Raw genomic sequence first — 19619 nt, 5'->3', positions numbered from 1 at the left:
CCCCCAAGAGTCCGCCGTCTTCAGAGCGCAATTGCGTGCAACCCGCATCCGCTCGACTCAATGCTCAGCGAAGGTGCTTCGCATGATGCGGCTCTCCTTTAGGCCAGTGCTGCGACGAAATCTGGGATCGCGTCGAACAAGTCACCAACGATACCGTAATCGGCCACGCTGAAAATCGGCGCTTCTTCGTCCTTGTTGATCGCGACGATGACCTTCGAGTCCTTCATACCAGCGAGGTGCTGGATCGCGCCCGAGATACCGACGGCAATATACAACTGCGGCGCGACGATCTTGCCCGTCTGGCCCACCTGATAGTCGTTCGGCACGTAGCCTGCGTCGACAGCCGCACGCGAGGCGCCCAGCGCTGCGTTGAGCTTGTTCGCGAGCGGCTCCAGAACCTTCGTGTAGTTCTCGCCGCTAGCGAGCCCCCTGCCTCCTGAGACGATAATCTTCGCACTCGTGAGTTCCGGACGATCGAGCTTCGTCACTTCACGGCTCACGAACCGCGAGTTTCCAGCATCGGCCGTCGTGTCAATCGTCTCGACTGAAGCTCCCCCGCCTTCCGGCGAAGCTGGGTCGAAGCCCGTCGAACGCACAGTGATCACTTTGATTGGGTCCAACAATTGCACCGTCGCGATGGCGTTACCCGCGTAGATTGGGCGCTCGAACGTGTCGGGCGAATCGACTGCGGTTATGTCGCTGATCTGCGCGACGTCCAGCTTCGCGGCGATACGCGGCGCAACGTTCTTGCCGTATGCGGACGCCGGCGCGAGGATGTGCGAGTAGCAATTTGCGATGGTGAGCACGGTCGCTTCGACATTTTCCGCGAGGCCGTCGGCCAGTTGCGGAGCGTCGGCCAGCAGCACCTTCGAAACGCCCGCAATCCTGGCGGCCGCGTCCGCCGCACCTCGCGCATCGTGACCCGCCACCAGGACGTGAACGTCCGCACTGGTAAATGTGGCAAGCATCGCGGCGGCCGCGACCGTGTTTAGCGTCACAGACTTGATTGACGCGTTGTCGTGCTCTGCAATCACCAGAATCGTCATTTTTCTCTCTCCCTCACAGCACCTTGGCTTCCGTCTTCAACGTCTCGACCAGCGTCTTCACGTCCAGCACCTTCACACCCGCGCTGCGCTTGGGCGGCTCGGCAACCTTCAGCGTCTTCAGACGCGGCATGACGTCCACACCGAGGTCTTCCGGTCTGATCGTTTCGAGCGGCTTCCTCTTGGCCTTCATAAGGTTCGGCAGCGTGACGTAGCGCGGCTCGTTCAGGCGCAGGTCGGTCGTGACCACCGCCGGGAGCTTCAGCGACAGCGTTTCCGCACCGCCATCGACTTCACGCGACACGGTCGCCTTGCCGTCAGCGACAACGATCTTCGAAGCGAACGTCGCCTGCGGCAGCATCGCGAGTGCTGCGAGCATCTGGCCGGTCTGGTTCGAATCGTCGTCGATGGCCTGCTTGCCGAGAATCACGAGCTGCGGCTGTTCCTTGTCGACGAGCGCCTTCAGGATCTTCGCGACCGCCAGCGGCTGCAGGTCTTCATTCGATTCAACGAGGAAAGCGCGATCGGCGCCGATTGCAAGCGCCGTGCGCAGCGTTTCCTGGGACTGCGTGACACCGCACGACACGGCGATCACTTCAGTTGCCACACCGGCTTCCTTCAGACGTACCGCCTCTTCCACGGCAATTTCGTCGAACGGATTCATCGACATCTTCACATTGGCGATATCGACGCCCGTACCGTCCGATTTCACGCGGACCTTCACGTTGTAATCCACGACTCGCTTCACAGCGACCAAGACTTTCATGTTCAAGCTCCGTTATTCCAGTTGCGCGCGAGACGCCAATGCGGATTTACCTCACGTCGGATCACACGCACTCGATCGCGTTGTTGCGCAATTCCCACTATGGGCGATCCTCCATGCCGTCGTCAGGATGTCAGTCGTGCTGACTGCCGCCCTGCGGATGCCATGTTGAATCCGTCCTTCAATTCGTTATAGAAATAAAACTCGATCTTCCGTGAGCAGAAACGCCAACCTCGCTCGGTCCGGACCAGCACGTCATCGTAGTGGCCGGCGGACACGAATGACCGCCCCTGTCCGAACGACAGGTACAGCATGGCGATCCGGCCTTCCGCGTGGTCTCCGTCGATCATTACGGTGCCGTTCGTGCAGAAATGCCAGAACCCATCCGCAATCGTAGGCACCACTTCTGAAAAGAAACGGAAGATGTCCTGTTTCCCAACCACCCGGTCGATACCGTCGAAAACACCGTCCTCGGTAAAGAGATCGACAAACTCGCGCCATCGCTTTGAATCGAGCAGGTCGCAGTACCTGCCGCGAAGCTGAATGATCTCGAGTTCGTCCGCGAGACGCTGCAGCGTAGGAGGGACGGAACCGGCCCCCGGGACATCTTTCGTTGATACGGATTGGATTGTCATGTCGCATGCTCTGTTGGGGAACTTGAGATGTGGGCGTGCGAAAACTGCCCGGCCTTCGAAACGCCCATTGAGAAGCGGTCGTCAATAGTCCAATGGTGCACCGTTCGGTTGCTGCCGGTATCCGTCGAGGAGCAGCGTCGCGAACGTACGTGCGATCGGCGAAAGCTCGTCGAATCTACGTGCGCAAACCCGGAACTCCCGGATCGACCACGCGTCACTCAGACTTCGCGCACCAATCGCCGCCAATGACGCGAGGCGCGTGAGCGAAGCCTTCGGTACGAGCGCGATACCAGCGCCCGCCTCGACCATCCGGATAATCGCATCTGTCCCTGCGACTTGAACGCGTATGATCATCGTCTTCTGTATCGCGGCGGCGGCCCGCGCATAGAATTCGTTCGACGCCGCACCATCCATTAGCGACACGAAGGGAAATTCCAGCGTGTCCTTGAAGTACACGTACTGGCGCTGCAGTAGAGGATGTTCAGGCGGCGTGATCAACATAAGCTGACTAGAGACGAACGGCACGCTTTCAATTCCATCGGTGGGAACGCTGCCCGATATCACACCGATGTCAGCACCGCCATCCCTGATATTGCGCACGATTTCCGCGCTGGTCTTTTCACGCATCCCCACTTGTACATCTGGGAATGCCTTCAAAAACCGGCTCAAAATCGGCGGAAGGTATTCCGTCACTGCCGTCGTGTTCGCCTGAACCCGTACTTGCCCGCTGAGGCCGCTCGTGAATTGCTGGAGCTCGGAGCCGAGCTGATCGAGCCGCGACAATACCTGCCTGGCCCCATTCAGATAGGCTCGGCCGGCCTCGGTCAGAACGATTCGTTGTGGCGAACGATCCAGAAGACGTAGTTGTAGACGCTCCTCGATGTTCTTGATTCGATTACTCGCGGCCGGCACAGAAAGAAATGTGCGCTCCGCACCTCTTGTGAGGCTCGATGTATCCGCGACGTTCACGAACAATCGGAAATCGGTGATATCGAAATACATAGTGGACACGGTTGGCTCCCCCCGTTACGGAATGCCGCCGGCGAACAGACGCCATACAGCACGCTATCGATGAAGGCGAGAAGCCGCAAAGATTCACCACGTCGCAGGCTCGAAGCGGAAACCCGCTCCCTCCTTGCGCACGTAACCGCAGTACGGTGCCCCAAAGTGAACCGGCAGGATCAGGGCCTCGCGCTGTGCCGCGCGTTGCAGAAAATTCCAGCGTGTCTCCTTCGCCTTGTCCGCCCAGATGCAGTAGCCAGAATTGATTTCTGGCTGCACGATCTGTAACGGACTGTGCAGAATATCACCACAAAAGATCGCCTCTTCGCCACGCGAACGAATCCGGAACGCCACTTGTCCGGGGCTGTGGCCGGGCGCCGGCTCGACGCTCAACACGCCGGCGATCTCGCCCGGTCCGTCGATCATGTCGGCCAGTCCCTCGTCGACGATCGGCAACACACTGTCGAAGAATGAATCACCGAACACGTCGATTACGCCCGGCTCCCGATTGCGCCCTTCCCGGCAGAACAGGAAGTCGTCTTTCGGCAGGTGATAACGCGCGTTTGGAAAAGTCGGTACCCATCGATCATCGGCCCACGTCGTGTTCCAGCCGACGTGATCGGCGTGCAGGTGTGTCAGTACTACGTGCGTTACGTCCTCCGGTGCGGCGCCTGCCGCAATCATCCACTCGCGCACCAGAGTATTGAGCATGTGCATCCGCGAAATGCCCGGTCGCGGCTTCAGGTTTCCGACGCCCGTATCGACCACGATGATTTCGCTGCCGGCATGCACAATCCACAACTGAATTGTCACGATCAGCTTGTTCATGTGCGGCATCCAGTGTGCTGGCGCCATCACGTTTCGATGCGTGGCGAGCGAACCCGCCGCCAGATCCGGGAACAGAAATGCGGGGTCGTGTGTCGGTCCGCTGTATTCGATGATCTGAGTGACTTTCACATCACCCACCATTCGTGATTGCATCATGGTTTTGTCTCCTGAAATATCGAGTTACGCCGCATTTGCCATAGTGATCGTCATGTCGTTGCTTCCACGACGTCACGAAGCGGCTCACCGAGCAGCCCGTGCCGCCGCAGCAGCCTGCTGACCAGTCTCGGGTTCTGTACCGTCATAAAGTGTCCCGACGCGACGATCACATAATCGATCGTTGATCCGAGCGAAGCGAGACGCTCAATCTCCGCCGGAGGACGCAATGCGTCATGCCGCCCGCCGATCAGCGTCGTATCGCACTTCAGCGCGGCAAGGTCGGAGTCGAGATTGAGATCGCTCAGCATGTCGAGCACTGCAGCGAAACTGGCGGGATCGTTCTCGAGGCTTCGCTGTAGATAGCGGTCTCGCACGGTGGGTGGTGCGGGATCTTCGCCGGCAAACGCTTCTGGCCACCCCAGCGAGAACAGCAACGGGTAGGTATCATGCAATCCCGAGACGCGAACCCGTTCGGCCAACGCCCTGGTGCCATCGCGCTTCGCCGCCGCAACACCACAGGCCGGCGCGAGACCGATCACTTTCGCAACTCGCTTCGCGTGCCGCGAAGCGAAGCGAAGCGCGATCGCCGCGCCAACCGCGACTCCGGCGAGGACGACCGGTCGTACCTCCCCGAGCATATCGAGCAAAGCCAGAAGATCCTCGACGTGATCGTCGATCGACACATGGCGCACCTTCTCAGAGTCGCCAGCACCGCGCATGTCGTATCGCAGCCAGTTAGCCGTCTCGCCGAGGTCGTCGCATACCTGATCCCACGACTCGATCGCGCCGCCCATTTCGTGGATCAGCACGAGTAAGGGCCCAGGTGCGCTCTGCCGTTTGTAACGCAACCTCGTATCGTTGACTTCGACCCAGTTCATAATTTCAGTCTCTGCCTCATTGTTCACGTCAGACTCGCTCGAAAAGCGCCGCCATGCCTTGTCCGCCACCAACGCACATGGTTTCCAGGCCGAACCGGGCATTACGTCGCTGCATTTCGTACACCAGCGTCGCCATGATTCGCAGCCCGGTCGCGCCGACTGGATGGCCCAGCGAGATGCCCGAGCCGTTGACGTTCACGCGCTCGTCGCCGTCGATCCGCCACTCGCGCAGCACGGCGATCGCCTGAGCGGCGAACGCTTCGTTTAGTTCGATCAGATCGATGTCGCTCAGCGTCATGCCGACCTTACCGAGCAGTTTCGATACCGCCGGAACGGGACCGATGCCCATCCTGCCAGGTTCGCAACCCGCCGCCGCCCAACCGGCAAACCGCGCGAGCGGACTCAGCGCATAGCGATTCGCGTACGCTTCCGACACCACCAGGCAGGCTGCCGCGGCATCGTTCTGCTGGCTGGCGTTTCCCGCGGTCGTGACGCCTCCCGGCAGCAACGGTCGCAGGGCCGCTAACGCGTCTTCCGAAGCGTCGGGTCGAACGCCCTCATCCCGCTCGAACACAGTACTGGCGCCGCGCATAGTCTTCGCCTCGATGGGGACTAATTCATCGGAAAATCGGCCGGCTTCCCAGGCAGCGGCAGCCAGCCGATGGCTTCGCACTGCGAATGAATCGGCATCTTTGCGCGTGACCCCATAGTCGCGCGCAAGATTTTCGGCGGTCTCAGGCATGCCGGAAATCCGGCCGAAGCGACGCTCCGGTTGCGATCGCTCGCGACCCCGCTCGAGACGGTCATGGAACACTGTGCTACCGGCACGGCGCCCCCAGCGCATGTCGGTACTGTAGTACTCGACGTTGCTCATGCTCTCGACTCCGACTACCAGCACCGCCTCCGCGTTGCCGCTCTGCACGGCCATGGCGGCGTTCGCGATGGCCTGTACGCCTGACCCGCACCGGCGATCGAGGGAATACCCTGCCACGCTGACCGGCATGCCTGCATCGAGCGCCGCGTAACGGCCGATGCACGGCGCTTCACTGGAAGCGTAGCTTTGGGATGCGATCACATCGTCAATGGATTCGGCAGGAACACCGCTACGGGCAAGAACCGCCTGAATCACGTGAACCGCAAGCTGATCGGCACCGAGCGAGCGTAGCGCGCCGCCGAACTTTCCGATCGGGGTGCGCACCGGGCAGGCGATCAACGCGTGTCGGGTCATGTCGTCTCCTTTCGTATCGAATTGTAGGAAGTCCGCCAAGGATCGCCCGCCCAGCGATTGAGTGCAATTTCCCGTCGTGAAAGATGGTGTTTCAGCGACGCTAAGTTCGTAGCGGAGCACGCGCCAGGCCGCTTCCGGACGAGCACTTAATGAGGCATTAACGTGATGTTGCTGATTGCGAAATTGCGCAGATGACGTGCGTTCGGCAACCTTCGAAACGAAGCGATCGGGGTCGATTTCAGTTTCGCAAGTCCCCATCAGCTTCGACACCCAGGAGATAACCGAAGAATGATCAGCAAGATACTGCCCTGCTGTGCGGAGGCAATTGCACCGATTCAGGATGGCGCTCACATTGCGATCGGCGGTTTCGGCGGCGCCGGCATGCCCGAAGCGCTGATCGGCGCGCTGCTCGAGAAAGGCACGCGGGACCTGACCGTTATCACAAATAATGCTGGTCAAGGGGACACCGGCATCGCGGCATTGCTGAACGCTCGTCGTGTCCGCAAGATCGTTTGCTCTTACCCGCGCATGGCCGGTGCGCACGTATTTGAAGCGCTGTATCGGCAACGGGCGATCGAGCTCGAACTGGTACCCCAGGGAACACTCGCGGAGCGGCTTCGGGCGGCCGGCGTTGGGCTCGGCGGCTTTTTCACGCCAACCAGCTACGGCACGTTGCTCGCGAAGGGGAAGGAGACCCGCGAACTGAATGGTCGCCACTACGTATTCGAGACGCCGCTGTTCGTCGATTTCGCACTCATCCACGCGCAGGCCGGTGACCGCTGGGGCAACCTCGTCTACAGGAATACCGCCCGCAATTTCGGCCCGGTCATGGCGATGGCAGCGCGTCACACCATCGCGACCGTCTCGGAAATTCGCGAACTTGGCGGGCTGAACCCGGAGGCAATCGTCACGCCGGGCATCTTTGTCGACGCGATCGTTCTCCGCACTGAATCGGGCGCCGACTCCCTTGAGGCCTCAAGGCCCGCACTCACGACGGAATGACACGCCATGGAACTCGCTGTCCGTAACCAAATCGCAGCCCGCGTCGCCCGGGACATTCCCGAAGGCGCGTACGTTAATCTCGGCGTCGGCCTGCCGACGCTTGTGGCCAATCACCTTCCTGCAGACAAGGAAATCTTCCTGCATAGCGAAAACGGTGTGCTAGGACGCTGGTGTGCGGCGCAACCCGGCGAGGAAGACTGGGAAATGATCAATGCGGGCAAGGAGCCGATCGTGCTCGCGCCCGGCGCCGCGTTTTTTCATCACGCGGACTCGTTCGGGATGATGCGAGGCGGACATCTCGACATCTGTGTGCTGGGTGCATTCCAGGTGTCCCGCCGCGGCGACCTCGCGAACTGGCATACCGGAGCGCCCGATGCGATTCCGGCTGTCGGCGGAGCGATGGACCTGGCGATCGGCGCGAAGCAGATCTTCGTGATGATGGAACACCTTGATCGCAACGGGCGAAGCAAGCTTCGCGATCAATGCGAATACCCGCTCACCGGACTGGGCTGCGTGAGCCGTGTCTACACGAATCTCGCAACGCTTGATATTACGCCGGAAGCGGTCATGGTTCGCGAACTGATGGCGGGGGTCGAGCCACGCATGCTGGTCGAGGCGACCGGCGTCGATCTCGACTTCGCGCTCATGCCGATATCGGCATAGTACCTAGGGCGGTAGCGCGGAGGCGTGACGTTCCATTCGCATCGTTAGAAATGCAAATGCAGACGATATTGGCTGCATTGGTGCCAAGTATGCACCGGACTAGATTTCGACAACACAACAAAAGGTGGAGACATGTTCAACTGGTATCGCGGCGGGAGCCGGCAGGAAAAGCGCACCTTCTGGGCCTGCTATTTCGGGTGGGCACTGGAGTCCTTCGATGTGCAGATATACAGCTTCCTGTTGCCGACGCTCGTCGCAGCATGGTCGCTAACGAAACCCGAGGCCGGCGCGATCGGGACCATCTCGTTGCTGTCAGCCGCAATCGGCGGATGGCTTGCGGGAATTTTCAGTGATCGAATCGGCCGAGTAAAGATTTTGATGTTCACCGTGCTCTGGTTTGCGCTGTTCGGTCTGCTGTCAGGCTTCGCTCAGTCATATGAACAGCTTCTCGTGGTGCGCGCGCTGCAGGGGCTGGGCTTCGGCGGCGAATGGGCGGTCGGCGCAGCGCTGATGGCCGAAGTCACGCGCCCGGAAGTACGTGGACGAGCGTTGGGCTTTATCCAGTCCGGCTTCTGCCTTGGCTGGGTCGCTGCGGTGGCCGTCGCGACGTACACGCTGGCGCACTTCCCGACCGAGTTTGGCTGGCGGGCTGCGTTCTGGATCACCGCCGTCCCCGGTCTGTTGATCGTCCTCGTCCGATTTCGGGTGCAGGAGTCGCCGATTTACCGTCAGGCAGCACGCTCGACGGGCAAGGAGAAGGCGAATCTCGGATCGGTATTTCGTCGCGAACATATCCGTACCTCGATGATTGCTGCCGCTTTCGTGTTCGGCCTTCAGGCTGCTGCCTACGTCGTGACAATATGGATTCCGTCGCTGCTCGCCGAACGGCACATGCGTTCGGGGTCAATGATCGAGACGATCCTGCTCATGGCTGGAGGCACTTTTCTCGGCTTCGCATTCACTGCGACCTACTGCGACCGATGGGGGCGCCGCCCGATTCTCCTGTTCATGACCATCGGCTCATGGATTGTCACGTTGCTTTACTGCTTCGTTCCGTTGTCCCCATGGATCACGCAGGTGCTCGGCATGCTGGTCGGCTTCTTCGTGATAGGAATGTTCGCTGCGGTCGGACCGTTTCTGAGCGAGCTGTTTCCGACCGAAGTCCGCACGACCTGCATGGGGTTCTCGTACAACGTAGGCAAGACTTTCGGTGCACTGGCCATTACGGCGGTCGGCTACGTCTCCACGAAGACTGGACTTGCGACCGCGATCGGTGGTTGCTGCTTCGCGGCGTATCTGATCTCGACGGCAGCGTTGTTGAGCTTGCCGGAAACTAAGGACACGCGTCTCGATGACGTGTTCGCCAACAAGGATAAGCGACCCGATGCGCTCGAGAGCCCAGCCGCCTAAGGCCGCGCACAATTCGCGACATTTATCCACTCAAACGAAACCGTCATATGCTCCGACTCACGGAAGATCAACAAGCCCTTGTCGACTCGACCCGGCGCATGGTTGCTCAGGACATCGCTCCCGTCCTGGCCACCCATCCCATCGACCGGCCGCTGCCGAAACAGGCCATGCAGACGATCTTCGCCGTCCTCGCCAACTTTGGCATCGCGGCGCCGCGTCTGCCTGAGGAGGCTGGCGGCGCGGGTCTGTCGATGGTCGATTACGGCCTAATCGTCGAGCAGTTGCCGCCCGTCGTCGCGCTGTCACTGCTGTCGCACGAGGGGACCGTCGCCCGGCTTCATGCAGGCGCGTCGCCCGAGATTCGCGACACGTACCTCACCGACCTCATCGCGGGCCGCAAGATTTGCTGTACGGCAAATACTGAGCCCAGTGCCGGCTCCGATTCCCGCGCGGTGCGAACACGTGTCGTCAGAAACGGCGATCACGCGTCGATTCACGGCAGCAAGATCTGGATCACGAACGCGTCGATCGCGGACGTGTTCAACGTGTCATGCATCGACGATGGCTTGAGTGGTGACAAACCCCAACCGCGCCGTGTGTTAGTTGATCGCGCTCAATCGCCGTTCGACGTACGCGAGATCCCCGTAATGGGGCTTCAGCAAGGCCATCTCGGCGAACTGCATTTCGAGGATTGCCGGGTGCCGGCCACGCATCTGATCGGCGAAGCCGGCGACGCAGCGAAATATCTGACACTCGGATGGAACGTGAATCGGCCGTTGATCGGCCTGATGACCGTGCATCTCGCGCGACGCGCGTTCGATCTGGCAACAGAGCACGCACGGGATCGGAGACAGTTCGGCCGGACGCTCGGGGCGACCCAACTCGTTCAGCAGGATCTCGCCGATATCGAAACGGCAATTGTTACGTCGCGCCTGCTCTGCCTGAATGCATTGGATGCCGTCGATCACGGCGAGCGCGCGAACGGAACGTCGGCGATGGCGAAGCGCTACGCCACTCAGGCGTGCGAGCGCGCGATCCTCACCGCGATGCAAATTCTCGGTGGCATGGGCATCAGTAAGGAGCTGGGCATCGATCGCTTGTGGGCCGACGCGCGCATGTTCCAAGTGCCCGACGGTACGAACGGCATTCTCGCGCTCATCCACGGCCGTGAGATCACAGGTACGTCGGCATTTGCCTGAGCCACGCGCAGCCCGCTGAATCAACTCAACAAGGAACAGACATGTTGTTTTGCACCATCATGACCGTAAAAATCCCGCCCGACATGCCGGCCGATCAACTCAAGGCCATCAGGGAGGCCGAGACGACACTGGCACAGGAGTACCAGCGTGCCGGCAAGCTCAGGCATCTGTGGCGAGTCGCTGGCCGTACGGCAAATGTCTCGCTGTGGGAGTGCGTGGACGCAGACGATTTTCACGCGACCGTCTCTGCGCTTCCGTTGTTTCCGTACCTTGAGATTGATGTGATCCCGCTTGCACGACATCCGAGCGCGCTCGCCTGATCTCCATTGAGGCGCGACATACGAGTCGGCTCGTGTCGCAAGTCGGTCGCGCCATAACGGCAACATCTGAGACAGACATCATGAGAAACGTAGTGATTACCGGCGTCGGTATGACGCCATTCGGCAAATTTTTGCACCGTAACCTGAAATCCCTGTCGGAAGAAGCCGTCTCGCTCGCGCTCGCCGACGCGGGCATCGAAGCCGAGCAGATCGATCAGGTTTACTTTGGAAATGCTGCCGCCGGAGTGGTCACCGGCCAGGAAATGATCCGGGCGCAATCGTCATTGCGCAATACCGGCCTCGCCGGAAAGCCGATGTTCAATGTGGAAAATGCCTGTGCGTCGAGCAGCACGGCCTTTCACCTTGCATGGCTGGCCGTCGCATCCGGCGCTTGCGACATCGCGCTGGTGGTCGGAGCCGAAAAACTGACGCATGAAGACAAGACCGTCTCGTTCGGAGCGTTCAGCCGCGCGGTCGATCTCGAGGAGGCGTTGCCCGATGGCTATCGAGCCGGAACCGGATCGCTCTTCATGGATCTGTACGCCGCCAAGGCCCGGAAATGGATGAGCGAAACCGGTTGCCAGCCTGGTGATTTCGCCCGCGTCGTGGTGAAGAGCCGTCACGCCGGCTCGCTCAATCCGCATGCGCAGTTCCGAAACACCACGACCGTCGGCGAGGTGCTCGACAGCCGGATCGTCAGTGATCCACTGACGTTGTTCATGTGCTCCTCGATTGGGGACGGTGCGGCCGCGATCGTCCTGTGTGCGGAATCGCGGGCGGACGCGCTGAGTGTTCGGCGCAAAGTGTTCGTTCGTGCCAGCACGGTGGTGTCAGCGAAAGTTTCCGGCGAACGCGAACCCGTGGCAGTCGTTGCGTCGCGCAAGGCCTACGAGTTGGCTGGCGTCGGTCCTGAGGATCTGCATGTGATCGAACTGCACGACGCATCCGCGCCGGCCGAATTGATCCACTACGAAAACCTTGGGATCTGCGAGACGGGCGGCGGTGCCGTCGAACTGCTGCGATCCGGCGCAACGGATATCGGCGGCCGCATCAGCGTGAATCCGAGCGGTGGTTTGTTGAGCCGGGGACATCCGATTGGCGCCACCGGCGCGGCACAGATCGTCGAGCTGACATGGCAGTTACGTGGCCAGGCGGGCGCACGTCAGCGACCCGACGCACAGGTCGCGCTGGCTGAGAACAACGGGGGGCAACTCGCCGGAGACTCCGCTGCGGCAGTCGTCACGATCCTGTCGGTCTGACGGACCTTGGCTCGCCTCAAAGATAAATAACTCGGTTCCCGAACCACACATCATGAAAGATCAACGAATTGCCGTCGTGACCGGCGGCGCCAACGGTATAGGATTCGGCATTGCGAGCGCGCTGCTGGCAGCCGGGCACCGCGTCGCGATATGGGACTGCAGCGAGGAGGCTCTCGCCACAGTCGGGGCGCGACTCGATGCGGATTCGAGTCGCCTGCTGCCCGTCCGCGTCGACGTGACGGACCCCGTTAGCGTCCAAGACGCATGTGACGCAGTGACGCGCGAGTGGCAGCACCCCGACATTCTGGTGAACAACGCCGGTATGACCCGCGACAAGCGCTTCGTCAATCTAACCGAAGACGACTGGGACGCCGTCATCGCAGTCAACCTGAAGTCGCAGTTTCTGTGCGCGCACAGCATCGTGCCGGGCATGATCGCCAAGCGCAGCGGTCGGATCGTCAACATATCGTCGCGAGCGTGGCTTGGTGGTTTCGGCCAAGCGAACTATTCGGCGGCCAAGGGCGGCGTGGTCAGTCTGACCCGCTCACTCGCGATCGAGCTGGCCAAAGACGGCATCACCGTGAACGCCATCGCGCCGGGCATTATCGATACGCCGCTGCTTCAGGGTTATTCGGACGAAGTGCGCGAGCGTCTGAAAGGCAGTGTGCCTGCCCGCCGCATGGGCAGCCCTCACGATGTCGCTGCTGCTGCGGTGTTCTTCTCCAGCGAGGCCGCCTCATACATTACCGGACAGACGCTGTACGTTTGTGGCGGGCGCTCGTTGTCGAGCCCTAGCGTCTAAGGGGAAACACATCATGACAGTTCACGTCAGGCGATCCGGCGCAGTGCTCGTGATTGAACTTCACGCCCCCGAGTCACTTAACGCGCTGACCATCGACGACCTGCTCGAATTGCGGCGGCATCTGGCCGATGCACAGGACGACGATACGGTTAATGCGATTGTCCTCACCGGTAGCGGCGACAAAGCCTTCTGCACGGGAGCAAACCTGAAGGCGACGATGCCGCCTGCGCTGCCGTTCGCCGCCGGCATTCTCAGCAGCCGCGGCAAGGAGGCCGGAAACGGAGGTTACACGCGCCTCATCGACCTCAGCGATCTGCGTCTCTGGAAGCCACTGATTGCTTCGATCAACGGCTACTGCCTCGGCGGTGGCCTTGAACTTGCACTACAGTGCGACATCAGAATCGCCAGCACGACAGCGTCGTTTGCACTACCGGAGGTTAAGGTTGCGAGCATTCCGGCTGTGGGCGGCGTGCAGTACCTGCTGCGGGCAATTCCAGCCGTGCACGCAATGAAGCTTGCGCTGACGGGTGAACGCATCGATGCGGAGCACGCGCTTCGTATCGGCCTTGTCAGCGATCTGTATGCATCCGATGCGTTGCAGGATCAAGCGACATCGCTCGCCCAACGTATCGCCAGCAACGGGCCGCTTGCCGTGCAGATGGTCAAGAAGCTAGCGCTGGAAACGGCACATCTGGCGCCTGAGCAGTTCATCGCGCTGTCGAATCTCGCATGGGGCACGCTGCGCGACAGCGAAGACCGCATTGAGGGCCGGCGAGCATTCGCGGAAAAGCGGCCGCCCCGGTATCGGGGGCGCTAAACGTCGCGCCCCCATCTCCTGGCAATCACATCAACCGGTGAGCGTGAGCACGATAATTGATGGGCCGATGAGCACGACAAGTGATGGTCGAGGGGCGACGTAAGACGGGGGCGACGATCTCACCGTGATGAACTTGCCGGTGCTCCACAATGGACATGAAACGCCGCCCGTCGACGGGCTCGTTGTCAAACCCAATCAGCTCGGCACCATCACCGAAGCTCACTATGCCCTTCACTTCGCCAAAAGGCATGGCATGTTCGCCGTCCCCTTTGCGCGCTCCGGCGGTGTCGGCGGCGACGTGGTGATGGACTGATCCGTTGGGCTAGAAGTGCCGTTCCAGAAAAACGCCTAGCTTCTCCCGGGTGCGCGGATCAAAAACTGAACTCCCTGATGCGCGCCAACGTACGACACCCCCTACTGCCGTCTGTACGGCGTCTCCTGCCCCCGCCGTTCTCATCCCTCGCGTTCCCACAGTGTTCCGAGCGCTTTAGGTAAAACGTCCGGCGTCATCATGCAGCCGATTTGATCACAGGCAGCGTCGCGAAATATGGCAGCCGGAACGCTCATGCCAGATGCGTCGTCGCAGCAATGACCCGCGCCTGGCGCCGATTGACAACGTCTCTCGCTAATTGGCGTTGGTCGACTCCCGACAACACCTCTGGCAGGTCAGGGGTCACCGCATCGCCGTGAATCCAGCCGGCCTTCCCCTGTCAGGAAATATCCGTAAAGCGGGTTTACACCCGGTTGACCCTCCCGATGGGCTTTAATATAGTTTCTATAAACGTAACGCGTGTTACGCATAGAGAAACATAACACTTCTGGAGCAAGACAATGACGAAGAAGATTGAACCCTGCATGTACAACTGGAACGATCTGCCCCGCGAATTCGTCCGCAAGGGGGTTGAACGTGTCGGCTTCCGGGGCGAAAACTGCATTCTCGTCATGAACTATGCGACGCCGGGGATGGACATCAAGCCGCACATGCACGACTTCGAACAACTCGCAATCTGCGTTCAGGGCACGATGAACTATCACGTCGGCGACCAGGTATTCAAAATGACGCCCGGCTCGATGCTGCGCGTGCCGCCGCATACGATGCATTACGCGGAACCGATAGGCGACGAAGTCGTAATGAACCTTGACGTGTTCGCTCCCATCCGCAGCGACTACGCACACCTCGTCGATTATCAGAAGGCCGAGTTTGCCGTTGATGGTGAGGAAAGCTGACGATGGAAGCGATTTCGTTCAAGCAACGTATCCGCGCCCGCGAATTGCTCATCGGCACGTTCGTCAAGACCGGGCATCATCAGATCGTGGAAATTCTCGGCGCGTCGGGGCTCGACTTCCTCGTCGTCGATGCAGAACACGCCCCGTTTGATCGCACCTCGCTCGACGCGCTCGCACTCGCGGCCCGCGCTTCAGGCATACCCGCCCTCGTCCGCCTGCCGGACACGACGGCCGCGGGCGCCCTCTCCGTGCTCGACCTCGGTTATACAGGGGTGCTTTCGCCCCACGCGAAAACACGGGAAGGCGCCGCGCAGATCGTTCGCAACTGCCGTTATCGCGAAGGCCTTCGCGGTTTTTCCAACTCGCCGAGAGCCGGGGCTTATGGCGCAATCGGCATGCGCGAGCATATCGAGAAATCGGATTCGACGGCCGTCGTGGTTTGTCAGATCGAAGACCGCGAAGCAATCGAGAATCTTGATGAGCTTGTGCAGGTCGAAGGCGTCGATTGCTATCTCATCGGGCGCGCCGATCTCGCTGTCTCGCTTGGCTGTTCCGACATTGGCGAGCCGTCCGTGACGGCTGCGGTTCGGCGCGTCATAGACACGTGTGCCGACGCTCAAAAGCCGGTCGGCTTGTTCGTCGCCGATGCGCGAGACATCCCCCAACACTCGGAGATGGGCGTCAGCATGTTCATCGTCGGCTCGGATCAGTCGATGCTGCGCGCTCAGGCAAGTTCAATCGTACGTAACGCGAAAAAGTCATAGCCCGCCCGTCGCGGAGCATGCACTTTTTTGCCGTCATAAAACCAGTTCGGGAAATTGAAAATGAACGTCGTAGATAAACCAGTGAAGAATTGGCGAGAAACCGATCCCGGCATGGTAGACCGGATCGTCAAGGGTGCCGTGGATCTCCATTGCCATAGTGGCCCGTCGGTCATGCCTCGGTACTTCACTCACTATGAAGCGATGGAAGAGGCATCCGAAGCCGGCTTGCGCGCCATCCTCATCAAGGATCACTATTATTCCGCGACGCCCGTCACCGAGATGCTGAACAAACATTTCAAGCATCTCGGCGTCAAGCTGCTTTCGGGCGTTCCGCTGAACAACCAGACGGGCGGCCTCAATATTTATGCCGTCGAGCACGGAATCGCGCTCGGCGCCCGCCTGATCTGGATGCCGACGTTTACCTCGGCGAATCATATCCGCCATCATCGAGCGGCTGGTGAGGATTTTCAGTTTCCGAAAGCCCGCAAGAAGATGCTGGAACCGAAGCCGCTGACCATCCTCGACAATGGTGGAAAGCTCCTTCCGGAAGTGCTGCCTATCCTCGACATGATCGCGGAGCACGACGTCGTGCTCTCCTCGGGTCACCTGCACATCAGCGAAATCTGGCCGCTGTTCGAAGAGGCAAAGCGACGCGGCGTTACCAGGATGATTTGCAACCATCCGACGTATGTGATCGACGCAACGACTGACGATATTCGCCAGCTCGCGTCGATGGGCGTCTACCTTGAACATTCGATGTGCATGTTCGCCGAGAATTCCAAGTTCCGGTTCTATGATCCGCCCATTCTGGACGGCCTGATCAAGGCGGGTACGGTTGACAAGACGATTCTCGGTTCCGACCTCGGTCAGGTGGGGAATCCTCGCGTAGTCGACGGTTTCCGAAACGTCGTTTCCCTCTGCCTGGATCTCGGATATTCGGAAGACGACGTCCGAAAGATGGTTTCGACGAACGCCGCCGAACTTATCGGCCTGGACGACGAGGCGTGACATCGTGAATCGTTCGCTGACCATGAAACGTGCGCTGGTTGTCTACGCGCATCCGGAGCCGACTTCTTTCACAGCGGCATTGAAAGACTGCGCGATCGACGTATTGCGGGATCTGGGCTTTCAGGTCGAGGTTTCGGATCTCTACGGTGAGAATTTCAATCCGGTCGCCGGGAGGCACGATTTCATGTCCGAATCGGATTCCTCACGGTTCCACTATCAGAGTGAGCAACTGGCCGCGTCGAAAGACCAGACGTTTTCCGATGAGATCAGGCGCGAACAGGAACGCGTGGGAAAAGCCGATCTGTTTGTGTTCGTCTTTCCGCTTTGGTGGGGGGGAGTGCCCGCCATCCTCAAGGGATGGTTCGACCGTGTCCTCGCCTACGGGTTCGCCTATGCCGACGGCAAGCGGTATGAGCACGGCTACTTTCTGGGAAAACGCGGTGTACTGGCCATTTCGACCGGGGGAACCGAGCACCGCTTCTCTGCCGGCGGCTCATACGGGGAAATGAGCACCGTGCTCCACGGCGTGAGCCATTGCATGCTCGGCTATCTTGGACTCGAAACGTCCGATCCCTTTGTCGCGTATGCCGCTCCCCGCGTTGGCGACGAGGAACGAGGCAGATATCTGCAGCAATGGCGCGCGTATCTCGCCGGGATCGCGACGTCTGGAGACTGGCTGGCGCACGGTGTTCCTCAGCCCTCTGCCGACGCGGAACCCGGGCCGGCAGCCGAGGACGGCTGGGATAAGATGAGCTAATTTCAACTCACCGATCTGTGCAAGAAAATGAACGATATAACCGAAAGTCCCGAGTCTGCGAATTCCGTTCAGACGGTCATCTTCGCCCTTCGCATCCTTGAGCATGTCGCCAAGCAGAAGGAGGCCGTACGCATCACCGATCTGGCGGCCCATTTTGAAACCACGAAGACCCGGATCTTTCGCCATCTGCGCACGCTGGTCCAGTACGGCTATATCGTCCAGGACGAGGAATCCGAACGCTACCGAGTCGGCACCCGATTGATAGCACTCGGCCTGCTGGTAAGCGGAAACTTCGACATTGCGGGCGTTTCCCAGCCCATCATGCGGATGCTTCGCGACAAGCGCAATCACTCGGTCGTTCTCGGCGTTCCGGCCGCCGACGGCATCCATATCGTTGCCGTGGTGCCCAGTACAGCGCCAATTGAGATTACGGTCAGGCCCGGTTCGATATTGGGATTTCACTATACCGCCCAGGGCAAGATCGGCCTGGCCTTCGGCAACCCGTCATGGTTGAAGGACACAGTCCGCAACGCACTGTCCACGAATACGCCGTACACCATTCACGACGAGAGAAATCTGGTCGCCGAGGTGGATGCTATCCGGCGTCAGGGCTGGGCCGCAGCACCCAATCAGGCGGTTACTGGTCTCAACGCGCTGGCCGCGCCAGTCTTTGACGCGAATGGCACGCTGATCGCTTCGGTGGCCGTGGTTGATTCCGTGCAGTTCCTGCCGGAAAAGATCGACGAACTTGACATTCAGGCACTGCTTGCGTGCGCCTCGGCGATTTCCAGGAAGCTGGGATATCGCGGACCCGGCGACTCCGATTCACCACCCCGTCTCTCTTAAATCTGGCGTTGTTAACGAATGAACAAAGTCATTGTCACTTGTGCGATAACCGGCGCGATTCACACGCCGTCAATGTCGCCTTACCTTCCGGTCACCCCGGAACAGATTGCGAACTCGGCGATCGAAGCCGCCGCCGCGGGTGCATCGATCGTCCATTTACATGCGAGAGATCCCGTTGACGGCCGGCCCTCTCAGGATCCCGATATCTATTCGGCGTTCCTCCCGGCGATCCGAGAACGAAGCGACGTGGTGGTCAACATTACGACGGGCGGCTCTCCCACGATGCCACTGGAAGCGCGGCTCGCACCGGCACTGAAATTCAAGCCGGAAGTCGCTTCACTCAATATGGGATCGATGAATTTCGGCCTTTACGAGATGCTCAAGCGATTTGATCACTTTGAGCACGAGTGGGAGCGTCCGTACCTCGAGAACAGCGACGATCTGATCTTCAAGAATACCTTCCGGGATATTGCCTACATCCTCGAATCCTGCGCGGGAAATGGAACGCGCTTCGAGATCGAGTGCTACGACATTTCCCATCTCTATGCGGCCGCGCACTTTCTAGACAGAGGCCTGCTGAAGGCGCCGATCTTCATTCAGTCCGTGTTTGGTCTTCGCGGGGGAATCGGCACGCACTTGGAGGATTTCGCGCACATGAAACGCACGGTGGACCGGCTTTTCGGAGCGCAATGTGTGTGGTCGGTGCTTGGCGCCGGGCGGCATCAAATGCCGATTGCGTCGATATCGGCGGCGACCGGCGGAAACGTGCGCGTAGGTCTTGAAGACTCGCTCTGGGATGGACCGGGACAGCTCGCAAAGACCAATGCCGATCAGGTTGCGCGAATCCGGAAAGTCATCGAAGCCCTCTCCCTCGAAGTCGCCAGTCCGGATGAGGCCCGAAAAATGCTCGCCCTTAAGGGGGCATCGAACGTCGGCTTTTGAATTGGCAGATCGCCCCCGCTTTTGGCGTTCACTGGCGATGCAGGTCGAGTTTTAAAAGCAGGTAATTTAT

Annotated in this window: 21 protein-coding genes and 1 pseudogene; 15 read left to right on the top strand and 7 right to left on the bottom strand. The window is 60.1% G+C overall.

What is annotated here, in order from left to right; genetic code table 11:
* Window positions 1-98 precede the first annotated feature (98 nt).
* From PTE31013_RS16980 to PTE31013_RS16950, 7 genes are all read right to left on the bottom strand, one after another.
* A complete protein-coding gene (locus PTE31013_RS16980) occupies window positions 99-1046 on the bottom strand; it encodes an electron transfer flavoprotein subunit alpha/FixB family protein (RefSeq protein ID WP_150613941.1) in 948 nt (315 codons plus the stop codon).
* 13 nt (window positions 1047-1059) lie between these two features.
* Window positions 1060-1809, bottom strand: a complete 750-nt coding sequence (locus PTE31013_RS16975; protein WP_150613940.1) for an electron transfer flavoprotein subunit beta/FixA family protein — start codon at window positions 1807-1809, stop codon at window positions 1060-1062.
* Window positions 1810-1931: 122 nt separating this feature from the next.
* Window positions 1932-2441, bottom strand: coding sequence for a nuclear transport factor 2 family protein (locus tag PTE31013_RS16970; protein ID WP_150613939.1), 510 nt, complete (start codon window positions 2439-2441; stop codon window positions 1932-1934).
* 81 nt (window positions 2442-2522) lie between these two features.
* Window positions 2523-3443: a LysR family transcriptional regulator gene (locus PTE31013_RS16965; protein WP_150613981.1), complete on the bottom strand. Its 921-nt coding sequence runs from the start codon at window positions 3441-3443 to the stop codon at window positions 2523-2525.
* A gap of 93 nt (window positions 3444-3536) precedes the next feature.
* Window positions 3537-4427 (bottom strand): MBL fold metallo-hydrolase, encoded by an 891-nt coding sequence (locus tag PTE31013_RS16960; RefSeq protein WP_150613938.1) that lies wholly within the window; start codon window positions 4425-4427, stop codon window positions 3537-3539.
* Window positions 4428-4477: 50 nt separating this feature from the next.
* A complete protein-coding gene (locus tag PTE31013_RS16955; protein ID WP_174978599.1) occupies window positions 4478-5305 on the bottom strand; it encodes an alpha/beta fold hydrolase in 828 nt (275 codons plus the stop codon).
* Window positions 5306-5333: 28 nt separating this feature from the next.
* Entirely contained in the window at window positions 5334-6533 is a 1200-nt protein-coding gene (locus PTE31013_RS16950) for an acetyl-CoA C-acetyltransferase (RefSeq protein ID WP_150613980.1), read from the bottom strand.
* Window positions 6534-6821: 288 nt separating this feature from the next.
* On the opposite strand from PTE31013_RS16950, the gene PTE31013_RS16945 reads away from it, so the two are divergent.
* From PTE31013_RS16945 to kce, 15 genes and pseudogenes are all read left to right on the top strand, one after another.
* Complete coding sequence (locus PTE31013_RS16945) at window positions 6822-7535, top strand: 3-oxoacid CoA-transferase subunit A (protein ID WP_150613936.1); 714 nt, start codon at window positions 6822-6824, stop codon at window positions 7533-7535.
* A 6-nt stretch (window positions 7536-7541) separates the two neighbouring features.
* Window positions 7542-8198, top strand: a complete 657-nt coding sequence (locus PTE31013_RS16940) for a 3-oxoacid CoA-transferase subunit B (protein WP_150613935.1) — start codon at window positions 7542-7544, stop codon at window positions 8196-8198.
* 132 nt (window positions 8199-8330) lie between these two features.
* A complete protein-coding gene (locus PTE31013_RS16935) occupies window positions 8331-9608 on the top strand; it encodes an MFS transporter (protein ID WP_150613934.1) in 1278 nt (425 codons plus the stop codon).
* 47 nt (window positions 9609-9655) lie between these two features.
* The gene (locus PTE31013_RS16930; protein ID WP_150613933.1) at window positions 9656-10807 is read left to right on the top strand and encodes an acyl-CoA dehydrogenase family protein; all 1152 of its coding nucleotides are present in this window, start codon (window positions 9656-9658) and stop codon (window positions 10805-10807) included.
* Between the two features lie 41 nt (window positions 10808-10848).
* Window positions 10849-11127 (top strand): muconolactone Delta-isomerase, encoded by a 279-nt coding sequence (locus tag PTE31013_RS16925; RefSeq protein ID WP_150613932.1) that lies wholly within the window; start codon window positions 10849-10851, stop codon window positions 11125-11127.
* 80 nt (window positions 11128-11207) lie between these two features.
* Window positions 11208-12386, top strand: coding sequence for a thiolase family protein (locus PTE31013_RS16920; protein WP_150613979.1), 1179 nt, complete (start codon window positions 11208-11210; stop codon window positions 12384-12386).
* Between the two features lie 52 nt (window positions 12387-12438).
* Window positions 12439-13188: an SDR family oxidoreductase gene (locus PTE31013_RS16915; RefSeq protein WP_150613931.1), complete on the top strand. Its 750-nt coding sequence runs from the start codon at window positions 12439-12441 to the stop codon at window positions 13186-13188.
* Between the two features lie 13 nt (window positions 13189-13201).
* Entirely contained in the window at window positions 13202-14005 is an 804-nt protein-coding gene (locus PTE31013_RS16910; RefSeq protein WP_150613930.1) for an enoyl-CoA hydratase/isomerase family protein, read from the top strand.
* A 121-nt stretch (window positions 14006-14126) separates the two neighbouring features.
* Window positions 14127-14318, top strand: a pseudogene (locus PTE31013_RS16905) (phosphopyruvate hydratase); the annotation flags it as partial.
* Between the two features lie 518 nt (window positions 14319-14836).
* Window positions 14837-15232, top strand: a complete 396-nt coding sequence (locus PTE31013_RS16900) for a cupin domain-containing protein (protein WP_150613929.1) — start codon at window positions 14837-14839, stop codon at window positions 15230-15232.
* Between the two features lie 2 nt (window positions 15233-15234).
* Window positions 15235-15996, top strand: coding sequence for an HpcH/HpaI aldolase family protein (locus tag PTE31013_RS16895; RefSeq protein WP_150613928.1), 762 nt, complete (start codon window positions 15235-15237; stop codon window positions 15994-15996).
* Window positions 15997-16056: 60 nt separating this feature from the next.
* A complete protein-coding gene (locus tag PTE31013_RS16890) occupies window positions 16057-17004 on the top strand; it encodes a DUF6282 family protein (protein ID WP_150613927.1) in 948 nt (315 codons plus the stop codon).
* A 4-nt stretch (window positions 17005-17008) separates the two neighbouring features.
* On the top strand, window positions 17009-17761 hold the full coding sequence (locus tag PTE31013_RS16885; protein ID WP_150613926.1) for an NAD(P)H-dependent oxidoreductase: 753 nt from the start codon (window positions 17009-17011) through the stop codon (window positions 17759-17761).
* Between the two features lie 27 nt (window positions 17762-17788).
* Window positions 17789-18607, top strand: coding sequence for an IclR family transcriptional regulator (locus PTE31013_RS16880; protein WP_150613925.1), 819 nt, complete (start codon window positions 17789-17791; stop codon window positions 18605-18607).
* An 18-nt stretch (window positions 18608-18625) separates the two neighbouring features.
* Entirely contained in the window at window positions 18626-19549 is a 924-nt protein-coding gene (kce, locus tag PTE31013_RS16875) for a 3,5-dioxohexanoate:acetyl-CoA acetone transferase (protein WP_150613924.1), read from the top strand.
* Window positions 19550-19619: the final 70 nt, after the last annotated feature.

Origin of the sequence: Pandoraea terrigena, from assembly GCF_902459705.1 — a bacterium.
Lineage (GTDB): Bacteria > Pseudomonadota > Gammaproteobacteria > Burkholderiales > Burkholderiaceae > Pandoraea > Pandoraea terrigena.
Note: the sequence above shows the minus strand (reverse complement) of the source record. Positions and strands in the feature narration are given on the sequence as shown.

Coding starts and splice junctions, on each gene's coding strand:
- PTE31013_RS16980 (WP_150613941.1), bottom strand. CDS start 1,046: ATGACGATTCTGGTGATTGCAGAGCACGACAACGCGTCAATCAAGTCT.
- PTE31013_RS16975 (WP_150613940.1), bottom strand. CDS start 1,809: ATGAAAGTCTTGGTCGCTGTGAAGCGAGTCGTGGATTACAACGTGAAG.
- PTE31013_RS16970 (WP_150613939.1), bottom strand. CDS start 2,441: ATGACAATCCAATCCGTATCAACGAAAGATGTCCCGGGGGCCGGTTCC.
- PTE31013_RS16965 (WP_150613981.1), bottom strand. CDS start 3,443: ATGTATTTCGATATCACCGATTTCCGATTGTTCGTGAACGTCGCGGAT.
- PTE31013_RS16960 (WP_150613938.1), bottom strand. CDS start 4,427: ATGATGCAATCACGAATGGTGGGTGATGTGAAAGTCACTCAGATCATC.
- PTE31013_RS16955 (WP_174978599.1), bottom strand. CDS start 5,305: ATGAACTGGGTCGAAGTCAACGATACGAGGTTGCGTTACAAACGGCAG.
- PTE31013_RS16950 (WP_150613980.1), bottom strand. CDS start 6,533: ATGACCCGACACGCGTTGATCGCCTGCCCGGTGCGCACCCCGATCGGA.
- PTE31013_RS16945 (WP_150613936.1), top strand. CDS start 6,822: ATGATCAGCAAGATACTGCCCTGCTGTGCGGAGGCAATTGCACCGATT.
- PTE31013_RS16940 (WP_150613935.1), top strand. CDS start 7,542: ATGGAACTCGCTGTCCGTAACCAAATCGCAGCCCGCGTCGCCCGGGAC.
- PTE31013_RS16935 (WP_150613934.1), top strand. CDS start 8,331: ATGTTCAACTGGTATCGCGGCGGGAGCCGGCAGGAAAAGCGCACCTTC.
- PTE31013_RS16930 (WP_150613933.1), top strand. CDS start 9,656: ATGCTCCGACTCACGGAAGATCAACAAGCCCTTGTCGACTCGACCCGG.
- PTE31013_RS16925 (WP_150613932.1), top strand. CDS start 10,849: ATGTTGTTTTGCACCATCATGACCGTAAAAATCCCGCCCGACATGCCG.
- PTE31013_RS16920 (WP_150613979.1), top strand. CDS start 11,208: ATGAGAAACGTAGTGATTACCGGCGTCGGTATGACGCCATTCGGCAAA.
- PTE31013_RS16915 (WP_150613931.1), top strand. CDS start 12,439: ATGAAAGATCAACGAATTGCCGTCGTGACCGGCGGCGCCAACGGTATA.
- PTE31013_RS16910 (WP_150613930.1), top strand. CDS start 13,202: ATGACAGTTCACGTCAGGCGATCCGGCGCAGTGCTCGTGATTGAACTT.
- PTE31013_RS16900 (WP_150613929.1), top strand. CDS start 14,837: ATGACGAAGAAGATTGAACCCTGCATGTACAACTGGAACGATCTGCCC.
- PTE31013_RS16895 (WP_150613928.1), top strand. CDS start 15,235: ATGGAAGCGATTTCGTTCAAGCAACGTATCCGCGCCCGCGAATTGCTC.
- PTE31013_RS16890 (WP_150613927.1), top strand. CDS start 16,057: ATGAACGTCGTAGATAAACCAGTGAAGAATTGGCGAGAAACCGATCCC.
- PTE31013_RS16880 (WP_150613925.1), top strand. CDS start 17,789: ATGAACGATATAACCGAAAGTCCCGAGTCTGCGAATTCCGTTCAGACG.
- kce (WP_150613924.1), top strand. CDS start 18,626: ATGAACAAAGTCATTGTCACTTGTGCGATAACCGGCGCGATTCACACG.